A 24,286-nucleotide genomic window follows, 5' to 3' on the forward strand; every position below is an offset into this window, starting at 1 on the left:
GGGACGGAGGGGATTAAGTCGTTTGTGCCACAAACGACTTAATCCCCTCCGTCCCCTTTGTGTGTCATTCGGGGTCGTAGTCGAGGTTGGAGGCCAGCCAGCGTTCGGCCTGGGCGCGGTCCACGCCCTTGCGCCGGGCGTAGTCGCCGACCTGTTCGCGGCTGAGCCGGCCGACCACGAAGTACTGGCTCTGCGGATGGCTGAAGTAGTAGCCCGAAACGGCCGCCGTAGGCAGCATCGCGAAGCTCTCGGTCAGTTCCATGCCGGCGTTCGCTTCGGCCTGCAGCAGGTCGAACAGCCGGCGCTTCTCGCTGTGCTCGGGGCAGGCCGGATAGCCGGGCGCCGGACGGATGCCGCGGTACTGCTCGTCGATCAGGGCTTCGTTGTCCAGCGTCTCGGCGCGTTCATGGCCCCAGAACTCGGTACGCACGCGCTGATGCAGGCGCTCGGCCAGCGCCTCGGCGAAGCGGTCGGCGAGCGCCTTCAGAAGGATCGCGTTGTAGTCGTCATGCTCGGCCTCGAAGCGCGCGACGTGCGCGTCGATGCCGATACCGGCGGTGACCGCGAACGCGCCGATCCAGTCCTGCTTGCCGCTGTCGGCCGGGGCAATGAAATCGGCCAGGCAGAAGTCCGGGCGCTCGGCCGGCTTGTCCACCTGCTGGCGCAGGAAGTGCAGCGTGGTTTCGCCCTGCGGGTGCTGCACGCGCACGTCGTCGCCGATGCTGTTGGCCGGCCACAGCCCGAACACCGCCTTGGCGGTCAGCCACTTCTCATCGACGATGCGGGTGAGCATCGCGCGGGCGTCCTGGTACAGGTCGCTGGCCTGGGTGCCGACGATCTCGTCGGTGAGGATGGCCGGGAACTTGCCGGCCAGTTCCCACGCCTGGAAGAACGGGGTCCAGTCGATGTAGTCGACCAGCTCCGCGAGCGGATAGTCGTCGAACACATGCAGCCCGGGCTGGTTGGGCACAGGCGGCGTATAGGTGTCCCAGCCGCCCTGGAACTTCTGCCCGCGCGCGTGCTCCAGCGTGACCAGGCGCTTGGCGTCGCCGCGGTTGCGATGGCGCGCGCGGATCTCGGCGTAGTCGGCCTCGTTGGCTGCGACGAACGCCTCGCGCAGGTCGCGCGAGATCAACGACTGGGCCACGCCCACCGCGCGCGAGGCGTCCTTCACCCAGATCGTGGGGGCCTGGTAGTGCGGGTCGATCTTCAGCGCGGTGTGCGCGCGGGAGGTGGTCGCGCCGCCGATCAGCAACGGAAGGTCGAAGCCCTGGCGCTGCATCTCGCGTGCGACGTGGCTCATTTCTTCCAGCGATGGGGTGATCAGCCCGGACAGGCCGATGATGTCGGCATGATGCTCGCGTGCGGCATCGAGGATCTTCTGCGCCGGTACCATGACGCCCAGATCGATCACCTCGAAATTGTTGCAGGCCAGGACCACGCCGACGATGTTCTTGCCGATGTCGTGCACATCGCCTTTCACCGTGGCCATGATGATGCGGCCATTGCTCTTGGCCGAATCGCCGCTGCGTGCCTTCTCGGCCTCGATGTAAGGCAGCAGGTAAGCCACCGCCTTCTTCATCACGCGTGCGGATTTCACCACCTGCGGCAGGAACATCTTGCCGGCGCCGAACAGGTCACCGACGATGTTCATGCCATCCATCAGCGGCCCTTCGATCACGTCCAGCGGGCGGCTGGAGGCCTGGCGGGCCAGCTCGGTGTCTTCTTCGACGTACGCATCCAGGCCGTGCACCAGTGCATGCGCCAGTCGCTGCGCCACCGGCTTGTCGCGCCAGGCCAGGTCTTCGGTCTTCGCTGCGCCCTTCCTGCCCTTGTAGCGTTCGGCGATCTCCAGCAGGCGCTCGGTGGCATCGCTGCGGCGGTTGAGGATCACATCCTCCACGCGCTCGCGCAGGTCCGGCTCCAGCTCGTCGTAGATCGGCATGGCACCGGCGTTGACGATGCCCATGTCCATGCCGGCGGCAATCGCGTGGTACAGGAACACCGAGTGGATGGCCTGGCGCACCGTTTCGTTGCCGCGGAACGAGAAGGACACGTTGGAGACGCCGCCGGAGACATGGCAGTGCGGCAGCGTCTGCTTGATGATGCGGGTGGCCTCGATGAAGTCCACCGCGTAGTTGTCGTGCTCTTCGATGCCGGTGGCGACGGCGAAGATGTTCGGGTCGAAGATGATGTCCTGCGGCGGGAAGCCGATCTCGTCGACCAGGATGCGGTAGGCGCGGGTGCAGATCTCGACCTTGCGCGCGCAGGTATCGGCCTGGCCGCTTTCGTCGAAGGCCATCACCACGGCGGCGGCGCCATAGCGCAGCACCTTGCGTGCGTGTTCGCGGAACTGCGCCTCGCCTTCCTTCAGCGAGATCGAATTGACCACGCTCTTGCCCTGCAGGCACTTCAGCCCGGCCTCGATCACGCTCCACTTGGACGAGTCGACCATCACCGGAATACGCGCGATGTCCGGCTCGGACATGATCAGGTTGAGGTAGCGGGTCATCGCCGCTTCCGAATCGATCAGGCCCTCGTCCATGTTGACGTCGAGGATCTGCGCGCCGCTGGCCACCTGCTGGCGGGCCACATCGACGGCTTCCTCGTAGCGGCCTTCCTTGATCAGCTTGCGGAACTGGGCGCTGCCGGTGACGTTGGTGCGCTCACCGACGTTGACGAACAGCAGGTCCGGGGTGATGACCAGCGGTTCCAGGCCGGACAGGCGGGTATACGACGGGGTGCTCATGCGGCCTGCTGCTCCTGGTTGCCGGGCAGGGCGCGCGGCGGCAGGCCGGCGACCGCTTCGGCAATGGCGCGGATGTGGTCGGGGGTCGAGCCGCAGCAGCCACCGACCAGGTTCAACAGGCCATCCTCGGCGAAGCCCCGCAGGGTAGCCGCCATCTCTTCGGGCGTTTCGTCGTACTCGCCGAAGGCATTGGGCAGGCCGGCATTGGGGTGGGCGCTGACGTGGCAGCCGGCAACCTGCGAAAGGGTTTCCACGTGCGGTCGCATCGCTGCGGCGCCCAATGCGCAGTTCAACCCGATCGACAGCGGCCGCGCATGCGCCAGCGACGCATGGAAGGCCTCGGCGGTCTGCCCGGACAGCGTGCGTCCCGAGGCATCGGTGATGGTGCCGGAGATCATCACCGGCAGCCGTGCGCCACGTGCGTCAAAGGCCTCCTCCAGCGCGTACAGCGCGGCCTTGGCATTGAGCGTGTCGAAGATGGTTTCGACCATCAGCGTGTCGGCGCCACCGTCGATCAGGCCCTCGATCGCTTCGCGGTAGGTGTCGCGCAGTTCGTCGAAGCTGGTGTTGCGGAAGCCCGGGTCGTTGACGTCGGGGCTGATGGAAGCGGTGCGGCTGGTCGGGCCGATCACCCCGATGACGAAGCGTGGCTTGTCCGGCGTGGTGGCTTCGACCGCATCGCAGCACGCGCGTGCCACTGCGGCCCCCGCTTTGTTCAGCTCGTACACCAGGTGTTGCAGGTGATAGTCGGCCTGGCTGACCGAGGTTGCGTTGAACGTATTGGTCTCGACCAGGTCCGCACCGGCTTCGAGGTAGGCCGTGTGGATGTCGGCGATGACCTGCGGCCGGGTCAACAGCAGCAGGTCGTTGTTGCCCTTCAGGTCATGGCCTTCCGGCGCGCCGTGGTCGCATCCGGGGCCATGGGCATGGTCGTAGCCACCCGCGAAACGCTCGCCACGATAATCGTCCTCCTGCAGCCCGTGGCGCTGGATCATCGTGCCCATCGCGCCGTCGATGATCAGGATCCGCTCGCGCAGGGCGTCGAGCAGGGCATTGGCACGATCAGGATGCAACCAGGGCAGGGCGGACATGCGGTCTCCAGCTCAGGGCTTGTTGGCGATCAGCGAAATCACTTCGAAGTGTGGCGGACGCTTCTCGCGGGTGACTGTTTCCAGGCTGGACACCTGCAGGCCGGCCTTGTCGACGAATTTGCGCAGCTCCTTGTCGCTGAAGCCGAGGTTGACGTGGCCGTAGGCCTCCACCGCCGCCTTGTGCTCGTGGCGGGCCAGGCTGCACAGCAGCAGGCGGCCGCCGGAGCGCAGCACGCGTGCGGCTTCGGTCACCGCCTGCGCCGGTTTGCTGGCGTAGGTCAGTGCATGCATCAGCACCACCAGGTCGAAGCTGCCGTCCTTGAACGGCAGGGCATGCATGTCACCCTCGCGCACTTCCACGTTGGGCAGACGCCGCAGCCGTTCGCTGGCCGCGGCGACCACGCGTGCGCTGGTGTCGATGCAGATGTAGCGCTTGGCGTGGGGGGCGACGAGTTCGGCCAGTACGCCGTCACCGGACGCGATATCCAGTACGTCGCCGGTCTCCAGCAGCGGCAGCGCGGTCCGGGCCAGTGCCTCCCAGGTGCGTCCCGGGGAGTAGTGGCGTTCCATGTCGCCGGCCACGCTGTCGGCCCAGTTCTGGTCGGCGGCGCGGTGGGCCAGCACCGCAGCCACCCGTTCGGCATCCTGGCGCAGCAGCGGGTCATCGCTTCCGTTGCTCAAGGCGTGCCACAATGCGCGCTGCGCCGGGTCCAGCTGGGCCTCGTCGAAGCGGTAGTAGGCCGACACGCCCGCGCGGCGGTCGCGGACCAGGCCGGCTTCCTTCAGGCGTGCCAGGTGCGTGGACACGCGCGGCTGCGCCAGGCGGGTGATCGCCGACAGCTCGGCCACGGTCAGCTCTTCCTGCTCCAGCAGCGCCAGCAGGCGCACGCGGGTCGCATCAGCGAACACCTTCAGGCGGGTCGACCAGTCTTCAAGATCCATAAATATCTACCTATCGCGATATAGAGATATATTCGCTGAGTGAGCCTGCCGCGGTCAAGTCGCTGGCGTACGGAAGCCGTCGCGCCCCGGTACAATCAGGCCATCCGGGCACGCCTTGCGTGGCCCACTTCATCATGTACCTGGGAGGGTGTTGTGGATTTCAGCTTTACTGAAGAGCAGTTGATGCTGCAGGACGTGGCGCGGCGCATCGCGCAGGAGAAGATTGCCCCGAGTGCGGAGCATCACGACCGTACCGGCGAGTTCCCGCTGGACAACATCCGCCTGCTCGGCGAGAACGGCCTGATGGGCATCGAAGTGCCGACCGAATACGGCGGTGCAGGCATGGACCCGGTTGCGTACGTGCTGGCGATGGTGGAGGTCGCCGCCGCCGACGCCGCCCACTCGACCATCATGTCGGTGAACAATTCGCTGTTCTGCAACGGCATCCTTACCCACGGTACCGAGGCGCAGAAGCAGACCTACGTGCGGGCGATCGCCGAGGGCGAGGCCATCGGTGCGTTCGCGCTGACCGAGCCGCAGTCGGGCTCGGACGCGACCGCAATGCGTTGCCGCGCGGTGAAGCAGGCCGATGGCAGCTTCGTCATCAATGGCAAGAAGAGCTGGATCACCTCCGGCCCGGTGGCCAAGTACATCGTGCTGTTCGCGATGAGCGAGCCGGACAAGGGCGCGCGTGGCATCACTGCCTTCATCATCGATACCGACAAGGCCGGCTTTGGTCGTGGCAAGACCGAACCGAAGCTGGGCATCCGTGCTTCGGCCACCTGCGAGATCGAGTTCAACGACTACGTGGCCGCGGCAGAAGATGTGCTGGGCCAGGAGGGCGAGGGCTTCAAGATCGCCATGAGCGTGCTCGACGCCGGCCGCATCGGCATTGCCTCGCAGGCCATCGGCATCGCACGGGCCGCCTATGAAGCGACCCTGGAATACGTGAAGGAGCGCAAGGCCTTTGGCGCGGCCATCGGTACTTTCCAGATGACCCAGGCCAAGATCGCCGACATGAAGTGCAAGCTGGATGCAGCCCTGCTGCTGACCCTGCGCGCGGCATGGGTGAAGGGCCAGGGCAAGCGCTTCAGCACCGAAGCGGCGGTGGCCAAGCTGACCGCCTCGGAAGCGGCGATGTGGATCACCCACCAGGCGGTGCAGATCCATGGCGGCATGGGCTATTCGAAGGAAATGCCGCTGGAGCGTTACTTCCGCGATGCCAAGATCACCGAGATCTATGAAGGCACCTCGGAAATCCAGCGCCTGGTGATCGCCCGCAACGAGACCGGGCTGCGCTGATCCGCTCCGGTAGATGCCAACCTTGGTTGGGATCCAGCGGTGCCAACCAAGGTTGGCGACTACCGGCTTCATGGCACGAATGAAAAAGGCCCCGGATCGCTCCGGGGCCTTTTCGTTTCAACCCAGCGCCGGATCAACGATCCGGGCGGTGGGCACTTTCGGCGTCGCGCTGGCGTTCCATGAACTCCTTGGAGGGTTCATCCAGCTTGTCGCCCAGCATGCGCCGCACGACCACGAAGAACACCGGGATCATCAGCAGGCCGAGCAGGGTGGCGAACAGCATGCCGCCGATCACGCCGGTACCGATGGCGTGGCGGGAGTTGGCGCCGGCGCCGGTGGAGATCGCCATCGGGATCACGCCCATGATGAACGCGAACGACGTCATCAGGATCGGGCGGAAACGCAGGCGTGCCGCCTCGATGGTGGCATCGCGCAGGTTCTTGCCCGCCGCACGCTGCTCCACCGCGAACTCCACGATCAGGATCGCGTTCTTGGCCGCCAGGCCGATCACGGTGATCAGGCCGATCTTGAAGAACAGGTCGTTGGGCAGGCCACGCAGCATCGACAGGCCCAGTGCGCCGAGCACGCCCAGCGGCACCACCAGCAGCACCGCCACCGGGATCGACCAGCTTTCGTACAGCGCTGCCAGGCACAGGAACACCACGACGATCGACAGCACCAGCAGCAGGGTGGCGGCGTTGCCGGCCAGGATTTCCTGGTAGGACATGCCGGACCAGTCGTAGCCGAAGCCGGCCGGCAGGTCGTCGTTGACGATCGCCTCCATGGTCTGCATCGCTTCACCCGAACTGGTGCCCGGGGCCTGCGAGCCGACGATGTTGATCGCCGAGTAGCCGTTGTAGCGGCTCAGCGACGGCGATGCCGATACCCATTCGGACTTGACCACTGTGTTGAGCGGGATCATCGCGTTGGTGCCATCGGCATTGGTGGTCAGGCTGGACGGGCTGTAGAAGCTCTTCAGCGACTCCTGGCCCGTGCGGTACGGGCCATCGGCCTGCATCGTGACGCGCTTGATGCGGCCCTCGTAGAAGAAGTCGTTGACGTACACCGGGGCCAGCATCAGCTGGATGGTGCTGTACACGTCCGACACCGACATGCCCATCGACTGCGCCTGCACGCGGTCCACGTGCAGCTGCAGCTGCGGGGCGTTTTCCAGCCCGTTCGGGCGCACGCCGACCAGTGCCTCCGGCTTCTGCGCGGCCTTGCCCAGCAGGATGTTGCGCGCCTGGGTCAGCTGTTCGTAGCCGGCACCACTGCGGTCCTGCAGCCACATGTCGAAGCCGCCGAACTGGCCGAGGCCCTGCACGGTGGGCAGGTTGACCACGAAGATCTGCGCTTCCTTGATGCCATAGAACGCGCCGTTCATGTTCTGGATGAACTCCGGCGCGGTGAACTTGCGTTCCTCCCACGGCTTCAGGCGGATGAAGCCCATGCCCACATTCTCGCCGGAACCGACGAAGCTGAAGCCGGCCACCTGCAGCATGCCTTCATAGCCATCCTGCTTTTCCAGGATGCCACGCATCTGCGCGAACACTTCGTTGGTCTGGCCCTTGGTCGAGCCCGGCGGCAGCTGCACGATCGCCAGTGCGTAGCCCTGGTCCTCTTCCGGCAGGAAGCTGCCCGGCATGCGGGTGAACAGGAAGCCGCACAGCGCGGTCAGCACCACGAACAGGATCATCCAGCGCGGCGCGTGGCGCACCGCCGAGGTGATGTGGCCCACATAGGTGTGGCTGATCTTGTCGTAGTACTTGTTGAAGGTGCGGTAGATGATGTTCGGGTTGTCGTTGTGCGTCGGCTTGAGGAAGGTCGCGCACAGCGCCGGGGTGAAGCCCAGGGCCAGGAACGCCGAGAACGCCATCGAGATGGCGATGGTCAGCGCGAACTGCTTGTAGATCTCACCTGCCGCGCCGCCCTGCAGGGCGGACGGGATGAACACCGCGGCCAGCACCACGGTGATCGCCACCACCGCGCCGGTGATCTGGGTCATCGCCTTCTGCGTGGCCGGCTTCGGCGCCAGGCCTTCCTCGGACATGATGCGCTCGACGTTCTCGATCACCACGATCGCGTCGTCGACCACGATGCCGATCGCCAGCACCATCGCGAACAGGGTCAGCTGGTTGATCGTGAAGCCGATCATCCACATGCCCAGGAAGGTGCCGAGCAGGGCCACCGGGATGACCAGGGTCGGGATCAGGGTGGCGCGGAAGTTCTGCAGGAAGATCAGCATCACCAGGAACACCAGCAACACCGCTTCGAACAGGGTCTTGACCACTTCCTGGATCGAGATCTTGACGAAGGTGGTGCTGTCGTACGGCGAGAACCAGGTCACGCCGGACGGGAAGCTGGGCTGCAGCTCGTCCATCTTGCCGCGCACCGCTTCGGCCACGTTCAGGGCGTTGGCGCCCGGCAGCAGCTGGATGGCGAAGGCACCGGTCGGCTTGCCGTTGTACTGGGTATCGAAGCCGTAGTTGTTGGCACCGAAGGCGACCCGGGCGATGTCCTTCAACAGCACGCGCGAGCCGTCAGCGTTGGCGCGCAGGATGATGTTCTCGAACTCCTGCGGCGAACTGAAGCGGCCTTCGGCCGAGACCGTGGCGGTGAAGTGCTGGCCCTCCGGCGACGGGTCCGAACCCAGCGCACCGGCGGCGAACTGCACGTTCTGCGCGCGCACCGCCGCCAGCACCTGGCTGGCCGACAGGCCGTAGCCCTGCATCTTCTCCGGGTTCAGCCAGATGTTCATGGCGTACTCGGAACCGAACTGCTGGGTGCTGCCGACGCCGGGGATACGCGAGACCTGGTCGAGCACGCGCGAACCGACGATGTCGTTCAGGGCATCACGGTTGATGGTCGGTGTATCGGACTGCAGTGCCACCACCATCAGGAAGCCGGCGTTGGCCTTGGCCACCACCACGCCCTGCTGGGTCACTTCCGAAGGCAGGCGTGGCGTGGCCAGCGATACCTTGTTCTGCACCTGCACCTGGGCGATGTCCGGATCGGTACCGGTCTCGAAGGTCAGGGTGATCTGCGCCCGGCCGTTGGAGGACGAGGAAGAGCTGAAGTACAGCAGGTGATCGATACCGGTCAGCTGCTGCTCGATCACCTGGGTGACCGACTTCTCGGTGGTGTCCGCGCTGGCGCCCGGGTAGGTGGCCGAGACGGTCACCTGCGGCGGGGCGATGTTGGGATAGGACTCCACGCCCAGGTTGAGGATCGCGATCACGCCGCTGAGCGAGATCAGGATCGCAACCACCCAGGCGAAGACTGGATGCTCGATGAAAAATTTAGGCATGACGGAAGGTTCCCGTTACTGCTTGTTCGAATCGGTGGCGGCCGGCTTGGCCGCATCGGCCTGCTCGGGCTTGGCCGCGTCGGCCGGTGCCTTGCCGGCGGCCGGTGCCGCACCTGCCGGGGCAGCGCCGCCTGCGGCAGGCTTGCCGTTGGCGTCTTGTCCCGGGGTCCACGGCTTGGCCACCGCCGGAGCACCTTCCTTGACCTTCTGCACGCCGGCCACGATGACCTTGTCACCGGCGGCCAGGCCGTCGCTGACCAGCCAGTTGCCGTTCTGCGCGCCATCGGTCTTGACGTTCTTGCGCACCACCTTGCCGTCGGTGCCGACCACCATCACGTAACCGCCGGTGGTGTCGCGCAGCAGCGCCTGCTGCGGCACCAGGTAGGCATTGTTGCGCTCGCCCAGGTTGGCCTGGAAGCTGACGAAGGCGCCTGGCAGCAGGATCTGCTGCGGGTTCGGCAGCAGCGCGCGCAGCGAGACCGCGCCGGTGGCCGGATCGACCGTGGTCGAGGAGAAGTCCAGCGTGCCCGGCTCGCTGTAGGTGGTGCCGTCGGCCAGCTTGACGCTGACGGTAGCCTTGCCATCGCCGGACAGGGCCAGTGCGCCCTTGGCCTGCTGCGCACGCAGCTGGGTCAGCTCATCGACGCTCAGCGAGAAGTTCACGTACAGCGGGTCGAGCTGGTCGACGGTGGTCAGCAGGGTCACATCGCCCTGGCCGACCAGCGCACCTTCGGTGACCTGCTGCTTGTTGGCCACGCCGCTGATCGGTGCGGTCACTTCGGTGTAGCCCAGGTTGATGCGCGAGGAGGTCAACGCGGCCTCGGCCTGCTTGACCGCGGCCAGGGCGGTGCGCTCGGCCGACTCGGCGTTGTCCAGGTCGGACTTGGAGACGAACTGCTGCGGGGCCAGCGAGCGCGCACGGTCGGCGGCGACCTTGGCGTTGGCATAGGTGGCACGGGCCGAGGCCAGCTGGGCTTCGGAGGCGTTCAGCGAGGCACGCAGCGGCGCCGGGTCGATCAGGAACAGGGTCTGGCCCTGCTTGACCTGGGAGCCTTCCTGGTAGACGCGCTTGAGCAGCACGCCCGGAACGCGCGCGCGCACGTCGGCGCTGCGGAACGGCGACAGGCGGCCGACCAGCTCGCGCTGCAGCGGCAGGGTCTGCGGCTTGGCGTCGATGACGCCCACCTCCGGCGGCGGGGGCGTCTGCTGTTCCGGCTTCTTGCAGGCGGCCAGAGCGACAGCAACGGCGCACGTCAAGGCAAGGGTGCGGAGTGGGGCGGTCATCAGGAGGAACTCCGGGGTTGGTTTGTAGACGGGGCCGGCGACGGCTGTGGCGCGAACGCGCGCAGGAAGCTGTCGACGGAGAACTCTGCCCAGCGCCGACGCAGCAGCGCGTCATCACGGTGGGGGGTATGGAAGCGCTGTTTGTCGAAATCCTGACCGGCGATCATGCTCAGCAGCAGCTCGGCCATGAAGTGCGGGTCGTCATGCCGTAGCTGGCCTTGCATGCAAACGGTTTCAATCCATTCAGCAAGATGAAGCGTCAGCGCGCCGGCGCCATGCCGGTACAGCGTACGCGCCTCTTCGGGAAACTGGGACGCGTCGGCGGCGATCAGCCGACAGGCCTGTCCTACGTGCGGTTGGCTGAAATGCTCCAGGAAGTCGGTGGCGAACTGGAGCAGGCTGGCACGCAGGTCGTCAGTGCGGAGTGCACGGACCATGGCCCCGGTGGCGTGGCCGACATGGCGCTGCATCACCCGGCGCAGCAGTTGCTGCTTGTTGCCGTAGCGCGAATACAGGGTCTGCTTGGAACAGCCGGCCTGCTGGGCCACCGCGTCCATGCTCATCTGCATGCCCTGCTGCGCCAGCAGTTCGCGCACGGCGTCGAACACGCGCTCATCGCGTGCGTCGAGGGCAACGGGAAGGTAGGCCGGATTCACGCGGTGGACTATACCGTCCAGTTCAGGATTGTGGAATCGAATCGGCGTCGCCGCGTGTGTCTTCCGGTAACACGCTTTGCCGATCCTGTCTGCAGTGCTGAAACGGGTGCCACGACCATACCGGTGCGAACTGAATAGGCGTCTAAACCGCAGCAAACCCGAATCTGCTTATTCCGTCCTGCAGCAAGGCCTTTTCGTGCGGTAGGGCTACAATTTCATTTTCCCAACTGAGCAAGCGCATCGCTCTGCCATGAAACCGCAAAAAACCGCAGCCAAGACCGTGAAAAACAAGACCAAACCAGCAGAGTCGGAGGTCGCAGTGACCGCTGGTTTCTCCCTGGAGCCGGTGTACACGGCCTTGCGCAAGCGCTACCCCGCGGCCGCACAGGCCGAAGCAGTGGCCTTCGCCACTGACTTCTACAAGCGCATGGAGTCGGACGAGTTCCCGCACCACAGCGCTGAAGAGTGGGCCGCTCTCGCGGCTGAGACGCTGGAATTCGCCCGTGCCCGCAAGGCCGGCAAGGCCAACGTCCGCGTGTTCAATCCGACCACGAAGGCCAATGGTTGGGAATCGCCGCATACCGTGCTGCAGATCGTCAACGACGACATGCCGTTCCTTGTCGACACCGTCACCATGTCGCTGGCCGAGCAGGGCGTGGGCGTCCACGTGCTGGGCCACCCGGTGCTGCGCTTCACCCGCGACAAGGCCGGCAAGCTGGTCAAGGTCGGCGAGGGTGATGCCGAATCAGTGATGCTGCTGGAGATCGACCGTCAGCCGGCCGAAGCCATGGCCGCCATCGAGCAGGCCATCAACAAGGCGCTGGATGAAGTGCGTGCGATCGTGCGCGACTGGCAGCCGATGAAGGACAAGGCGCTGGCGCTGGCCGACGACCTGGGCAAGCGCCAGTTGCCGGTCGACGATGCCTCGCGCAAGGAAGCACAGGAGTTCCTGCGCTGGGCCGCCGACAACCACTTCACCTTCTTCGGCTACCGCGAATACCGCGTCGAGAAGCAGGGCAAGGAAGAGGTGCTGGCCCCGCTGAACGACACCGGCCTGGGCCTGATGCGCGGCAAGGACAAGTCCGCCGCCCGTCCGGTCAAGACCCTGGCCGCGCAGGGCCTGAACGCCACGTCCGGCTTGAAGGACGCGCTGATCCTGACCAAGACCAATGCCCGTTCGCGCGTGCACCGCGCCGGCTACATGGACTACATCGGCGTGCTGGAATTCGACGCCAAGGGCAAGATCATCGGCGAGCAGCGTTTCCTCGGCCTGTTCACCTCCAGCGCCTACAACCGCCGCCCGTGGGAAATCCCGCTGGTGCGCCAGCGCCACGAGCACGTGATGAAGCAGTCGGGCCTGGCCCCGGCCAGCCACAGCGGCAAGGCGCTGCGCCACATCCTGGAAACCCTGCCGCGCGAAGAGCTGTTCCAGTCCAGCGAGGACGAACTGTTCCGTACCGCGATGGGCGTACTGGGCCTGCAGGAGCGCGTGCGCAGCCGCTTGTTCCTGCGCCGTGACAAGTACAGCCGTTTCATTTCCGCACTGGTCTACCTGCCGCGCGAGCGCTTCAACACCGACGTGCGCCTGCGCATCGAAGCGATGCTGAAGGACGCGCTGCATGGTGAGTACGTCGACAGCTCGGTGGTGCTGGGCGAATCGCCGCTGGCCCAGGTGCACCTGATCGTGCGTCCGAAGCCGGGTGAAATGCTCGACGTCGATACCGCCGAACTGGAGCAGAAGCTGGCCCAGGTGCTGCGCAACTGGCAGGACGACCTGCGCGAAGCGCTGGTGACCCGCCACGGCGAAACCGAAGGCCTGCGCATCGCCGCCCGCATCGGCAAGGCGCTGCCGGCCGGCTACATCGAAGACAACAGCACCGCCGTTGCCGCCAACGATGTCAGCCAGCTCGACGCCCTGACCGGCCCGGACGACCTGCGCCTGAGCCTGCAGGCGGTACCGCGCGAAAGCGGCGATGGCCTGCGCCTGAAGCTGTACCGCCAGCTGGACGACATCCCGCTGTCGGACGCGCTGCCGATGATGGAAAACATGGGCCTGCGCGTGATCGCCGAGCGTCCGTACCGCCTGTCGGTCGACAACGCCCCGGTGTACGTGCAGGACTTCGAGGTCGAATCGACCGCCGGCGCGATCGATGCCGCCAGCGTCGATGAAGCCTTCGGCGAGACCTTCGCCCGCGTCTGGCACGGCGATGCCGAGAACGACGGCTTCAACCGCCTGGTGCTGGCTGCCGGCCTGCACTGGCGCCAGGTCGCCATGCTGCGTGGCTACTGCAAGTACCTGCTGCAGACCGGCGTGCCGTTCTCGCAGGCGTATGTGGAAGGCACCTTTGCCCGCTACCCGCTGCTGGCCCGCTTGCTGGTCGAGCTGTTCGAAGCCCGCTTCGATCCGGCCACCGGCCACGAGAGCAAGGACGACATCGCCGCCGGCCAGGTGCAGCTGAAGGCCCACCTCGATGTGCTGGCCGCCGGCGACGACGCCACCCTGAAGGTGCTCAAGACCGTGGTCGACGCCCGCAAGGGTGACCGCGAGGCGCAGATGCAGGCCGCGCGCGATGCGCTGCTGAAGCTGATGGACCGTGTGTCCAGCCTGGACGAGGACCGCATCCTGCGTTCGTTCATGGGCGTGATCGACGCGACCCTGCGCACCAGCTACTACCAGACCGATGCCAACGGCCAGCACGGCCATGTGATCAGCTTCAAGTTCGATTCGGCGCTGGTGCCGGACCTGCCGAAGCCGCGCCCGTACCGCGAAATCTTCGTCTACGGCCCGCGCGTGGAAGGTACCCACCTGCGCTTCGGCGCGGTCGCCCGTGGTGGCCTGCGCTGGTCGGACCGTCGCGAAGACTTCCGTACCGAAGTGCTGGGCCTGGTCAAGGCGCAGATGGTCAAGAACACCGTCATCGTGCCGGTCGGCGCGAAGGGCGGCTTCTTCGCCAAGACCCCGCCGGTCAATGGTGACCGCGACGCGGTCTTCGCCAATGGCGTGGCCTGCTACAAGCTGTTCATCCAGGGCCTGCTGGACATCACCGACAACATCGTCAACAACAAGATCGTGCCGCCGGTGGGTGTCGTGCGCCACGACATGGACGATCCGTACCTGGTGGTGGCCGCCGACAAGGGCACCGCGACCTTCTCCGACATCGCCAACGGCCTGGCCATCGCGCACGGCTTCTGGATGGGCGATGCATTCGCCTCCGGTGGTTCGGTGGGTTACGACCACAAGGGCATGGGCATCACCGCTCGCGGTGCGTGGGAGTCGGTCAAGCGCCACTTCCGTGCGCTGGGCCGTGACAGCCAGACCCAGGACTTCACCGCGGTCGGTGTCGGCGACATGTCCGGCGACGTGTTCGGCAACGGCATGCTGTTGTCGCGCCACATCCGCCTGGTTGCAGCCTTCGACCACCGCCACATCTTCCTGGACCCGAACCCGGATGCGGCCACCACGTTCGTCGAGCGTGAGCGCCTGTTCACCGTGCCGCGTTCGAGCTGGGCGGACTACGATGCCAAGCTGATCAGCAAGGGTGGCGGCATCTATCCGCGCAGCCTGAAGTCGATCGAGATCACCCCGCAGGTGCGTGAAGCGCTGGGCCTGGACGACAACGTCAAGGCGCTGTCGCCGAACGATCTGATGAGCGCGATCCTGAAGGCACCGGTCGACCTGCTGTGGAACGGCGGCATCGGCACCTACGTCAAGGCCGCCAGCGAGCAGCACAGCGATGTCGGCGACCGCGCCAACAACGCCCTGCGCGTGAACGGTGGCGAGCTGCGCTGCAAGGTGGTGGGCGAGGGCGGCAATCTGGGCATGACCCAGCTGGGCCGCATCGAAGCCGCCCAGGCCGGCGTGCTGCTCAACACCGACTTCATCGACAACTCGGCCGGTGTCGACACCTCCGACCACGAAGTCAACATCAAGATCCTGCTCAACGATGTGGTGCGGGCCAAGAAGCTGACCGTCGAGCAGCGCAACAAGCTGCTGGCCTCGATGACCGACGAAGTCGCCGAGCTGGTGCTCAACGACAACTACCGCCAGAACCAGGCGCTGAGCCTGATGGAGCGGATGGCGGTCAAGCGCCTGGGTTCCAAGCAGCACTTCATCCGCACCCTTGAACAGCAGGGCCTGCTCGATCGCCAGATCGAGTTCCTGCCGTCCGATGCCGAGCTGTCGCAGCGCAAGGCACGCGGCCAGGGCCTGACCCGTCCGGAACTGTCGGTGCTGCTGTCCTATTCCAAGCTGGTGGCATTCGCCCAGCTGCTGGATTCGGACATCCCGGAAGATCCGTACCTGTCCAAGGAACTGCAGCGCTACTTCCCGACCCCGCTGCAGAAGAAGTATGCCGACGCGATGGAGCGTCACCGCCTGAAGCGTGAAATCATCGCCACGGCCGTGACCAACCAGACCATCAACCGCATGGGCGCGACCTTCCTGATGCGCATGCAGGAAGACACCGGTCGTTCCATCGCCGAGGTCGCCAAGGCCTACACCATCAGCCGCGAGACGCTGGATGCCCGCGCGCTGTGGGCGCAGATCGATGCCCTCGACGGCAAGGTGCCGGAGTCGGTGCAGATCGATGCACTGGAAGTGATCTGGAAGCTGCAGCGTTCGTTCGTGCGCTGGCTGCTGTCGCGCCCGGGCGCGATGCCGGGCATCACCGAAGCGGTCAACCGCTACCAGGGTCCGTTCAACGACATCCGCGTCGCTTCGGGCGTGCTGCCGGATTCGCAGCGTCCGACCTACGAAGCCCTGGTGGCCGAGTGGAAGGAAAAGGGCCTGCCGTCCGCGCTGGCGCAGCAGCTGGCCGAACTGCACTTCCTGGAGCCGGCGTTCGACATCATCGAACTGGCGCGTACCCGCAAGCTGAAGCCGGTGGACGTGTCCAAGGTCCACTTCCGCCTGGGCGACGCCCTGCAGCTGCCGTGGCTGTTCGAGCAGGTTGATGCGCTGGAGGTCAACGGCCGTTGGCATGCGGTGGCACGTGGCGTGCTGCGCGACGAGCTGGCGGCCAATCACCGCAACCTGGCCGGCCAGGTGCTGGGCACCAAGGGCAGCAGCGCTGAAGCCAAGGTCGCAGCCTGGATGGGCCGTGACGACAACAGCCTGCGCTTCACCCTGGCGATGCTGGCCGAATTGGCCGAGCAGAAGACCCTGGACTACCCGACCGTCTCGGTCGCGGTGCAGCGCCTGGGCCAGCTGGCCGCGCATGGTGCATAAGCGCATTCGCGCTGCCGCCCCACGGTTTGCTCTGCAAACCGTGGGCCCCATGCCAACCATGCTCCCAGACCCCCGCGCCGTTGGCGCGCCCCCCTGACTCAGGGGGGCTCCTGATCTGCAGCAGTTGGAGGAACGGCCCCGCGAAAGCGGGGCCGTTCTGTTTCTGCCTGTTTTTCTGCGATCACTGACCCGACGCCGGCCGGCAACCTGTCATCCGCCCAGCGGGGTCCAACCCCCGGCGCTCGGTTATGCTCTCCCTCATGCCTCCCCCGGATCCACCGATGAGCGACTCCCCCCGCATCGCTTTCCTGGCCAGCACCACCGAACCGGCGCAGATGGCCCGCGCGGCGATGGTCTCGCGCTATGGCGACTACGCGCCCGAGCAGGCCGACGTGCTGTGCCCGCTGGGCGGTGATGGCTTCATGCTGCAGACCCTGCACCGGCACGGGCACCTGGGCAAGCCGGTGTTCGGCATGAAGCTGGGCACGGTCGGCTTCCTGATGAACCAGTACCGCGGCGACGATGACGTGCATGCGCGCATTGCCCGCGCCGAGCCGGCCAACCTGCGCCCGCTGGAAATGGTGGCGCTGACCGAGTCGGGTACCAGCACCGGTTCGCTGGCCTACAACGACGTGTCGCTGCTGCGCCAGACCCGGCAGGCTGCGCATATCGGCATCGATCTGAACGGCCAGGAACGCGTGGCCGAGCTGATCGGCGACGGCGTGCTGGTGGCCACCCCGGCCGGCAGCACCGCCTACAACTATTCCGCGCACGGCCCGGTGCTTCCGCTGGGCTCGCACACCATCGCGTTGACGCCGCTGGCCCCGTACCGACCGCGACGCTGGCGCGGGGCGATCCTCAAGGCCGATACCGAAGTGCGCTTCCGTGTGCTCGATCCCTACAAGCGCCCGGTCAGCGTGACCGCCGATTCGCACGAGACCCGCGACGTGGTCGAAGTGACCATCCGTGAGTCGAAGGACCGCCGCGTGACCCTGCTGTTCGACCCGGAGCACAACCTGGAAGACCGGATCCTGAGCGAACAGTTCGTTTTTTGAGGACAATGGGCGGCCGGCCGTGCCGACCGCTTGAAGGACCCCACCGATGGGCGACAACTCCCCCCGTTTGCTGACCGTCGCGGTGACCTCGCGCGCCCTGTTCGACCTCGAGGAAAGCCATGCGCTGTTCGAGAGCGATGGCGTGGCGGCCTACGCCGAATTCCAGCGCCAGCATGAGGACGACATCCTCGGCCCCGGCGTGGCCTTCCCGGTGGTGCGCAAGCTGCTGGCGCTGAACCAGGGCGCCAGCCCGGAAAATCCGCGCGTCGAGGTGATCCTGCTGTCGCGCAACTCGGCCGATACCGGCCTGCGCATCTTCAACTCGATCCAGCATTACGGCCTGGGCATCATCCGCGCGACGTTCACCGCCGGCGAGCCGACCTGGCCCTACGTGAAGCCGTTCGGCACCGACCTGTTCCTGTCGGCCAACCCGGAATCGGTGCGCAGCGCATTGCGCCATGGCATCGCGGCGGCGACCATCCTGCCCAAGCCGCCCGGCGAGACTGCCGCTGCGGCGGCCGACCAGATCGACACCGGTCGACCGGCCGGGCAGCTGCGCATCGCCTTCGACGGCGACGCGGTGATCTTCGGCGACGAGAGTGAGCGCATCTCGCGCGAACAGGGCGTGGAGGCGTTTGGCCGGCATGAACGCGAACGCGCCCGCGAACCGCTCAGCGGCGGTCCGTTCCGCGGTTTCCTGTCGGCCCTGCATACATTGCAGGAAGTGTTCCCGGCCGGCGAGAGTGCGCCGATCCGCACCGCGCTGGTCACTGCGCGCTCGGCACCGGCCCACGAGCGGGTGATCCGCACCCTGCGTGAGTGGGGCGTGCGCCTGGACGAGGCGCTGTTCCTGGGTGGCCGCCACAAGGGCCCGTTCCTGCAGGCGTTCGGCGCCGATATCTTCTTCGACGATTCACAGCACAACATCGACAGTGCGCGCGAGCATGTGGCTGCCGGCCATGTGCCGCACGGTGTGGCCAACGAGGGGTAGGGTCAGGTAGTTGCCAACCAGGGTTGGCAACCACCGGGGCACTGCGCTTTGGTAGATGCCCACCTTGGTGGGCATGGATCCAGGACGGCGCCAACCAAGGTTGGCACCTACCAGGCCCAATGCGCCCACCAAGGTGGGCACGTACCCAAAGCAGCGCCATCGAAGGGGCATGACCCGTCACGGGCTGCCTGACATCCCCAGCTGCAGGTCCACCACCTTCCAGCGCAGGCCCTGCGGCTCCAGCACCACCTTCAGTGGCGGTTGGCCAGGGCCGCGGTCGACGTCGACCACGAAGCGGTCCAGTGCTTCGAAGTGATGCTCGGCATTCTTCAGCGGCCGTGCCGGCTCGGTCGGACTGAAGGCATCGCCGCCCTGCAGTTCATTGCGGCCGCGCTTCCACAGCACGTGGCCCTGCAGCATCGCGCCGATCCCGGTCGGGGTCTCCATGGTGTCCACCGCGGCGCCGCCGAGCTGGTCACCCAGGCCGTAGAGCAGGGCGCCGAACGGGCTGGCCGCCACATCCGGGCCGGCCTGGCGCACCAGGTAGTCGTTGAGCTGCGCGCGCAGGCTGCTGCGCACGCGTGGGAAATCGACGTAGCGCTCCAGCCGCGCGGTGTCGCGCTGCTCGATGGCCCTGGACAGGCCATGCACGGTCACGTACGGGCCGCCGAACCACCACGCGGACAGCGCGAGAACCACCAGCACCAGCACTGCAATGAGCTTCTTCATGCCGCCAGACTGCCGCAAGTACGAGAGCTGGGGGTGAACGCCGGGTGATGGGGTTCAGAACTCCAGGTCCAGTGCCGCGCACAGGTAGTCGACGAACGGGCCGAGTGCCGCCAGGTCCTTGCCCAGCGTGGACAGCAGGCGTGGGCCGGTCATGGTGGCATCGTCCAGCGAGCGCCACATCACCCAGTTGCGATGCTTGAGATCGTCGATGAATTCGAAATCGGCCGGGAAGCCACGCGGTGGCCGCACCAGCTTCTCGCTCTCCTCGAAGTCGAAGCGCTTGCGCAGCGCGGGGGCGTGCGCGGCGGCCTTCCAGCTGCCCGGGTTATCGAGAATGAAGTGACGCACGCGGCGCTGCGTCTCCGGCTCGGGACGCCACAGTCCGGCACCGACGAAGCTCTCGCCCGGCTGCAGGTGCACGTAGAACGAGGGCGCGGCGACTTCGCGGCGGCGCTCATGGAACAGGCGAGCGCCCTGCCAGGTCTTGTAGGGCGATTTGTCGTTGGAAAAACGCGCGTCGCGATGGATGCGGAACAGCGAGCCACCGACGCCACGGGTATCGGCGCGGAAATGGTCGCTGACCTCGGCCAACGCCGGCTGCAGATCGCCGAGCAGGCGCAGGAACGGCTGCCGCACGTGGTCTTCGTACTGCTGGCGGTGGTCGTTGAACCATGCCTTTTCGTTATGCCGCGCCAGGCTGCGCAGGAACCTGAAGCTGGCGTCCGAGAAATAGGTACTCACAACGTCTCCTGCAGATGCTGGCCCCAGTCGCGCAGCGATTGCAGCAGGGCCTGGCGCCGCGCGTCATCGGGTGCATCGGCGGCCAGTGCATCAAGCTGCTGCTGGTACTGGGGCAGGTTGAGTTCACCCAGGCCGCCGTCTCCGAGCAGGCGCTGGCGGCGGTAATCCTGCCAGCGCTGGCGTTCAGCCGGCGCGAGGCTGCCGGGATGGTTGCGCGCACGGTAGCGGAACAGCAGCTCGGGCAGGCGCGGGTCGCGGAAACGGCCTTCCAGCTCGGCCAGCTGCTCCGGCGCGGTGGTGCGCGCCAGGGCAAGCAATGGCTTGTCGCCGTTGCCGAGGAAGCCGTCGTACAGCGAGGCGTCGACGTCGGCCACGGTGGCGGCGCGGGGCTGGTTGTAGACCTGGCGTGCCTTTTCGGCCAGCTGCGCGGCGAAAGGACGCAGCCGTTCGACCTTGGCCTCGATGGCTGCCACGTCCAGGCCCAGGCGTTCATGGTCGTCGGCGCGCAGGTGGTTCCAGGCGATCAGTGCCGGCACCTTGTTCAGGTGCACCTCCTTCAGCGGCACCCGCGCCACGCCTTCGGGCAGCTCGCTGGCACGCATGTACAGGCGCTGCGCGATCACCTCGGCCGGCAGTTCCAGCAGGTCGTCGATGTCGCCGTCGAGGTCGAACACGATCACCCGGTTGTTGATGGTCGGGTGCACCGCCAGCGGCAGCACCGGCGCCGCGCACAGGCGGCTGGCCGGGTAGCGCATGGAGATGTGCAGTACCGGCTTCAACGCGGCGATGTCCAGCAGGCCACCGACGAAACGCTTGTCGCGCAGCTTCAGCGCGTACTCCCACAGGCGCGGCTGCGACTGCTTGAACAGGCGCGCCATGCCGATGGTGGCGCGCACGTCGGACAGTGCTTCGTGTGCATCGCCTTCGCGCACGTTGTTGGCTTCGGCCAGGTGTTCGAGCTTGAACGAGGTGGCGCCGTCTTCGCGCAGCGGCCACTGGATGCCGTCCGGGCGCATGGCGCGCATCAGCCGCAGCATGTCCAGCAGGTCCCAGCGCGAATTGCCGTTGCGCCACTCGCGTTCGTACGGGTCATGGAAATTGCGGAACAGGCCGTAGCGGATGAACTCGTCGTCGAAGCGCAGCGTGTTGTAGCCCAGTGCGCAGGTGCCGGGGCGTGACAGCTGTTCGTTGATGCGGTCGAAAGCCTCGGCCTCGCTGATGCCTTCGGCCATGGCCTGCTGCGGCGTGATGCCGGTGACCAGGGTCGCCATCGGTGAGGACAGCAGGTCATCGGCCGGGCGCACGAAGAAGCTGACCGGCGTTTCAATCTCGTTGAGCTCAGCGTCGGTGCGGATCGCCGCGTACTGCGAGATGCGCGTGCGGCGCGGATCCTGGCCGAAGGTTTCCAGGTCGTAGAACAGGAAGCTGTCGGCCATCAGTGCGCGCCCTCCAGGACCGGCAACTGCGCGTGTATCCGTGTTTCCAGCGCGGCCCAGTCGATGTTGTCCAATGAATCGTGGCCGGCGGTGGCGGCCACCAGCATGTCGCGCTGCAGCTCGGTACGGCGCAGCGCTTCGGCGTAGGGCGTGTGCAGGAAGGTGACCATCGTGTAATGCGGCACGAAGCGGGTCGGCCAGCGTCGCTGCAGTTCCTGTTCCAGCTCACGCTGCAGCAGGAACGCAGGATCGGCCACGCGGTCACGCATTTCCAGGTAGTTTTCCAGCGCCATCTGCTGGATGGCGCGCGCGTTCGGCTTGCGCTCGGCCTCGAACGCGGCGAACGCGCCTTGCAGATCATCCGCTTCCATCAGGTGGCGGGCCAGCGCCACGCAGTCCTCGAACGCGCAGTTCATGCCCTGGCCGTGGAATGGCACCATCGCATGCGCGGCGTCGCCGATCAGCACGGCGCGGCCGCCCTGGTGCCAACGGTCCAGGGTGAGCGTACCGAGCAGGCCGGGTGGATGCTGTTCCCAGTCCGCGCGCAGGTTCGGGATCAACGGCAGGGTGTCGGCGAACTCGCGCGCGAACAGCGCCTCTGCCTGCGCGCCGGTGTTGACGGTGGCAAAGCTGGGATCGCCCTGGTTCGGCAGGAACAGGGTGACGGTGAAGGTGCCTTCGTGGTTGGGCAGGGCGATGCACATGTAGTGGCCACGTGGCCAGATGTGCAGTGCATTGCGCTCGATGCGGAAGCTGCCGTCGGCGGCCGGCGGGATCTCCAGCTCCTTGTAGGAGTGGTCGAGGAAGGCGATGTCCTCGCCCAGCGGCGCGCGCCGGTTCATCGCTGCGCGCAGGGCCGATCCGGCGCCGTCGGCACCGATCAGGGTGTCGAAGCGGATGTCGTGCGGGCTGTCGTCGCGGTCATCGATGAAACGCGCGTAGCCTGCGTCGAAATCGACGGTGTGCAGGCGGCGATGGAAGTGCACGGTCGCGCCAGCCTGTTCGGCCAGTTCCAGCAGCGTGGTGTTCAGGTCGCTGCGATGGATCGACCAGATCACCTCGCTGTCGTCGCGGCCGTAGCGCTGCAGCTGCGGTTCGCCCTCGCGCGGATGCACCATGCGCCCGCGCATCATCACCGCGCGCGCCATCACCTCGTCTTCCACGCCCGCCTGGCGCAGCGCGTTGCGCCCGCGCTCGGCCAACGCCAGGTTGATCGAACGGCCGCTTTCATAGTCGGCCACGCGCGGATCGCCGCGGCGCTCGTACAGGGTGATGCGCCAGCCCTGGCGTGACAGCAGGATGGCCAGCAGAGAACCGGCGAGGCCGGCACCGATGATGCTCAACGAGCGGGAGGCATGTGCGATCAACGAACTGTCCAGCAGTAGGGAAGGGGCGGGCTCAGAGGCCAGCCCAGGCTTCCACTTCCTCGACGAAATGGTGCACGTCCAGGTAGCGGTTGTAGAGCGGGGTGGGCGAAATCCGGATCACGTCCGGTTCGCGCCAGTCGCCGAGCACGCCGATGCCGCGCAGGTGCTCGAACAGGGCGCGGCCGCGCTCGCGGCCACCGATCACGCGCAGCGACAACTGGCAGCCACGGCGTTGCGGTTCGGCCGGGGTGATGATGTCCAGAACGCTCGACAGGCGCGCGCGCACCAGCGCTTCGAGCATGCCGGTCAGCGCCACCGATTTGCTGCGCAGGGCGTCCATGCCGGCGCGCTCAAACAGGTCCAGCGACGCACGCAGCGGTGCCAGGCCGAGGATCGGCGGATTGCTCAGCTGCCAGCCCTCGGCACCCGTGGCCGGGATGAACTGCGGCGCCATCTGGAAGCGGGTGGCTTCCTCATGGCCCCACCAGCCAGCGAAGCGTGGCAGTGTGCTGTCGCGATGGTGCCGCTCATGCACGAACGCGCCGGCCACTGCGCCCGGTCCACTGTTGAGGTACTTGTAGTGGCACCACACGGCGAAATCGGGTGCGACGTCATGCAGGCGCAGCGGCAGGTTGCCGACCGAGTGCGCAAGATCGAAGCCGATCCGCGCACCCTGCAGGCGCGTGGCGCGGGTGATCGCATCGAGGTCGAAGGCCTGGCCGGTGCGGTACTGCACGCCGGGCCACAGCACCAGCGCCAGGCGTGGGCCATGCTCGGTGATGGCACGCTCGATCGCCGTGAGCGAGATCGTGCCATTGGCTTCATCCGGCTGCACTTCCACCAGGCACTCGGCGGGGTCGAAGCCATGGAAGCGGATCTGCGCTTCCACGGCGTGGCGATCGGTGGGGAACGCGCCGGCTTCCATCAGGATCACCGGGCGCTGCGTGGTCGGCCGGTAGAAGCTGACCATCATCAGGTGCAGGTTCACGCTCAGGGTGTTCATCGCCACCACTTCGCTGGGCAGCGCACCGACCACGCGGGCCAGTTGTGCGCTCACCAGGCGGTGGTAGGACAGCCACTGCGTCGGGCCGGTGAAGTGGCCTTCCACGGCCAGCTCGCCCCACTGCTTCATCACTTCCTGCACGGCTGCCTGCGCGCCGCGCGGCTGCAGGCCCAGCGAGTTGCCGACAAAGTAGGTCTGCTCGCCGCCACCATGGCGCGGAATCAGGAATTCGTTGCGCAGCGGACGCAGCGGATCGGCGGCGTCCAGGGCAATGGCGTGGGTGCGGCTGAGCAGGTCGGACATGGTCGGGCAACAGGCTGCAACGGGACGGCCAGTGTACCGCCTGGGGCGGCGTAGCCGGTGGCGGGGAGACGTGCATGTCGCCCAACCTGTAGAGGCGAGCCTA

At 66.6% G+C, this 24,286-nt stretch carries 15 protein-coding genes; 4 read left to right on the forward strand and 11 right to left on the reverse strand.

The annotated features are described in order from the left end of the window. Nucleotides 1-64: 64 nt before the first annotated feature. From metH to QRO93_RS10145, 3 genes are read right to left on the reverse strand one after another with little or no spacing between them, the layout of a single operon-like run. Complete coding sequence (gene metH, locus QRO93_RS10135) at nucleotides 65-2,749, reverse strand: methionine synthase (protein ID WP_180880755.1); 2,685 nt, start codon at nucleotides 2,747-2,749, stop codon at nucleotides 65-67. Continuing rightward, entirely contained in the window at nucleotides 2,746-3,840 is a 1,095-nt protein-coding gene (locus QRO93_RS10140) for a homocysteine S-methyltransferase family protein (protein WP_180880757.1), read from the reverse strand. Before QRO93_RS10140 ends, metH begins: the two co-directional genes overlap by 4 nt. Nucleotides 3,841-3,852: 12 nt before the next feature. Further along, entirely contained in the window at nucleotides 3,853-4,782 is a 930-nt protein-coding gene (locus QRO93_RS10145; RefSeq protein ID WP_006453029.1) for a metalloregulator ArsR/SmtB family transcription factor, read from the reverse strand. Nucleotides 4,783-4,935: 153 nt separating this feature from the next. Between QRO93_RS10145 and QRO93_RS10150 the strand changes: the two genes are divergently transcribed. Beyond that, nucleotides 4,936-6,084: an acyl-CoA dehydrogenase family protein gene (locus tag QRO93_RS10150; RefSeq protein ID WP_006453028.1), complete on the forward strand. Its 1,149-nt coding sequence runs from the start codon at nucleotides 4,936-4,938 to the stop codon at nucleotides 6,082-6,084. Nucleotides 6,085-6,217: 133 nt separating this feature from the next. On the opposite strand, the gene QRO93_RS10155 is transcribed toward QRO93_RS10150, so the two are convergent. The 3 genes from QRO93_RS10155 to QRO93_RS10165 are packed head-to-tail and all read right to left on the reverse strand — an operon-like array spanning nucleotide 6,218 to nucleotide 11,331. Further along, nucleotides 6,218-9,391: a multidrug efflux RND transporter permease subunit gene (locus QRO93_RS10155; protein WP_008267324.1), complete on the reverse strand. Its 3,174-nt coding sequence runs from the start codon at nucleotides 9,389-9,391 to the stop codon at nucleotides 6,218-6,220. A gap of 15 nt (nucleotides 9,392-9,406) precedes the next feature. Continuing rightward, nucleotides 9,407-10,675 (reverse strand): efflux RND transporter periplasmic adaptor subunit, encoded by a 1,269-nt coding sequence (locus QRO93_RS10160; protein ID WP_049458761.1) that lies wholly within the window; start codon nucleotides 10,673-10,675, stop codon nucleotides 9,407-9,409. Beyond that, nucleotides 10,675-11,331 carry a TetR/AcrR family transcriptional regulator gene (locus QRO93_RS10165; protein ID WP_008265285.1) on the reverse strand — a complete coding sequence of 219 codons (657 nt, stop codon included), beginning with the start codon at nucleotides 11,329-11,331 and terminating at the stop codon, nucleotides 10,675-10,677. The genes QRO93_RS10160 and QRO93_RS10165 overlap by 1 nt, the downstream gene beginning before the upstream one ends. Before the next feature lie 250 nt (nucleotides 11,332-11,581). On the opposite strand from QRO93_RS10165, the gene QRO93_RS10170 reads away from it, so the two are divergent. The 3 genes from QRO93_RS10170 to QRO93_RS10180 all read left to right on the forward strand — a co-directional run bounded on the left by QRO93_RS10170 (nucleotide 11,582) and on the right by QRO93_RS10180 (nucleotide 18,604). After that, on the forward strand, nucleotides 11,582-16,558 hold the full coding sequence (locus QRO93_RS10170; RefSeq protein WP_180880759.1) for an NAD-glutamate dehydrogenase domain-containing protein: 4,977 nt from the start codon (nucleotides 11,582-11,584) through the stop codon (nucleotides 16,556-16,558). Between the two features lie 281 nt (nucleotides 16,559-16,839). Next, the gene (locus tag QRO93_RS10175) at nucleotides 16,840-17,613 is read left to right on the forward strand and encodes an NAD kinase (protein WP_053511333.1); all 774 of its coding nucleotides are present in this window, start codon (nucleotides 16,840-16,842) and stop codon (nucleotides 17,611-17,613) included. Between the two features lie 46 nt (nucleotides 17,614-17,659). Further along, nucleotides 17,660-18,604, forward strand: coding sequence for a 5'-nucleotidase (locus QRO93_RS10180; protein ID WP_005410242.1), 945 nt, complete (start codon nucleotides 17,660-17,662; stop codon nucleotides 18,602-18,604). Nucleotides 18,605-18,781: 177 nt separating this feature from the next. Here QRO93_RS10180 and QRO93_RS10185 read toward each other — a convergent pair whose 3' ends face one another. From QRO93_RS10185 to kynU, 5 genes are read right to left on the reverse strand one after another with little or no spacing between them, the layout of a single operon-like run. Further along, entirely contained in the window at nucleotides 18,782-19,333 is a 552-nt protein-coding gene (locus QRO93_RS10185; protein ID WP_180880761.1) for a DUF2939 domain-containing protein, read from the reverse strand. Nucleotides 19,334-19,387: 54 nt separating this feature from the next. Continuing rightward, nucleotides 19,388-20,074 carry a DUF2461 domain-containing protein gene (locus QRO93_RS10190; RefSeq protein ID WP_180880763.1) on the reverse strand — a complete coding sequence of 229 codons (687 nt, stop codon included), beginning with the start codon at nucleotides 20,072-20,074 and terminating at the stop codon, nucleotides 19,388-19,390. After that, the gene (gene sbcB, locus QRO93_RS10195; protein ID WP_180880765.1) at nucleotides 20,071-21,510 is read right to left on the reverse strand and encodes an exodeoxyribonuclease I; all 1,440 of its coding nucleotides are present in this window, start codon (nucleotides 21,508-21,510) and stop codon (nucleotides 20,071-20,073) included. Before sbcB ends, QRO93_RS10190 begins: the two co-directional genes overlap by 4 nt. Continuing rightward, nucleotides 21,510-22,877, reverse strand: a complete 1,368-nt coding sequence (locus tag QRO93_RS10200; RefSeq protein WP_053450228.1) for an NAD(P)/FAD-dependent oxidoreductase — start codon at nucleotides 22,875-22,877, stop codon at nucleotides 21,510-21,512. Before QRO93_RS10200 ends, sbcB begins: the two co-directional genes overlap by 1 nt. Nucleotides 22,878-22,908: 31 nt before the next feature. Further along, the gene (kynU, locus tag QRO93_RS10205; protein WP_053450227.1) at nucleotides 22,909-24,183 is read right to left on the reverse strand and encodes a kynureninase; all 1,275 of its coding nucleotides are present in this window, start codon (nucleotides 24,181-24,183) and stop codon (nucleotides 22,909-22,911) included. Between the last annotated feature and the right edge of the window lie 103 nt (nucleotides 24,184-24,286).

Source organism: Stenotrophomonas maltophilia group sp. Smal17 (assembly GCF_030237045.1).
Classification (GTDB): Bacteria; Pseudomonadota; Gammaproteobacteria; order Xanthomonadales; family Xanthomonadaceae; genus Stenotrophomonas; species Stenotrophomonas forensis.

Excerpts from the sequence above, each read along its gene's own strand:
- QRO93_RS10160 (WP_049458761.1), bottom strand. The coding sequence starts at position 10,675 with ATGACCGCCCCACTCCGCACCCTTGCCTTGACGTGCGCCGTTGCTGTC.
- sbcB (WP_180880765.1), bottom strand. The coding sequence starts at position 21,510 with ATGGCCGACAGCTTCCTGTTCTACGACCTGGAAACCTTCGGCCAGGAT.
- QRO93_RS10175 (WP_053511333.1), top strand. The coding sequence starts at position 16,840 with ATGAGCGACTCCCCCCGCATCGCTTTCCTGGCCAGCACCACCGAACCG.
- QRO93_RS10170 (WP_180880759.1), top strand. The coding sequence starts at position 11,582 with ATGAAACCGCAAAAAACCGCAGCCAAGACCGTGAAAAACAAGACCAAA.
- QRO93_RS10180 (WP_005410242.1), top strand. The coding sequence starts at position 17,660 with ATGGGCGACAACTCCCCCCGTTTGCTGACCGTCGCGGTGACCTCGCGC.
- QRO93_RS10185 (WP_180880761.1), bottom strand. The coding sequence starts at position 19,333 with ATGAAGAAGCTCATTGCAGTGCTGGTGCTGGTGGTTCTCGCGCTGTCC.
- QRO93_RS10145 (WP_006453029.1), bottom strand. The coding sequence starts at position 4,782 with ATGGATCTTGAAGACTGGTCGACCCGCCTGAAGGTGTTCGCTGATGCG.
- QRO93_RS10140 (WP_180880757.1), bottom strand. The coding sequence starts at position 3,840 with ATGTCCGCCCTGCCCTGGTTGCATCCTGATCGTGCCAATGCCCTGCTC.
- QRO93_RS10155 (WP_008267324.1), bottom strand. The coding sequence starts at position 9,391 with ATGCCTAAATTTTTCATCGAGCATCCAGTCTTCGCCTGGGTGGTTGCG.
- metH (WP_180880755.1), bottom strand. The coding sequence starts at position 2,749 with ATGAGCACCCCGTCGTATACCCGCCTGTCCGGCCTGGAACCGCTGGTC.
- kynU (WP_053450227.1), bottom strand. The coding sequence starts at position 24,183 with ATGTCCGACCTGCTCAGCCGCACCCACGCCATTGCCCTGGACGCCGCC.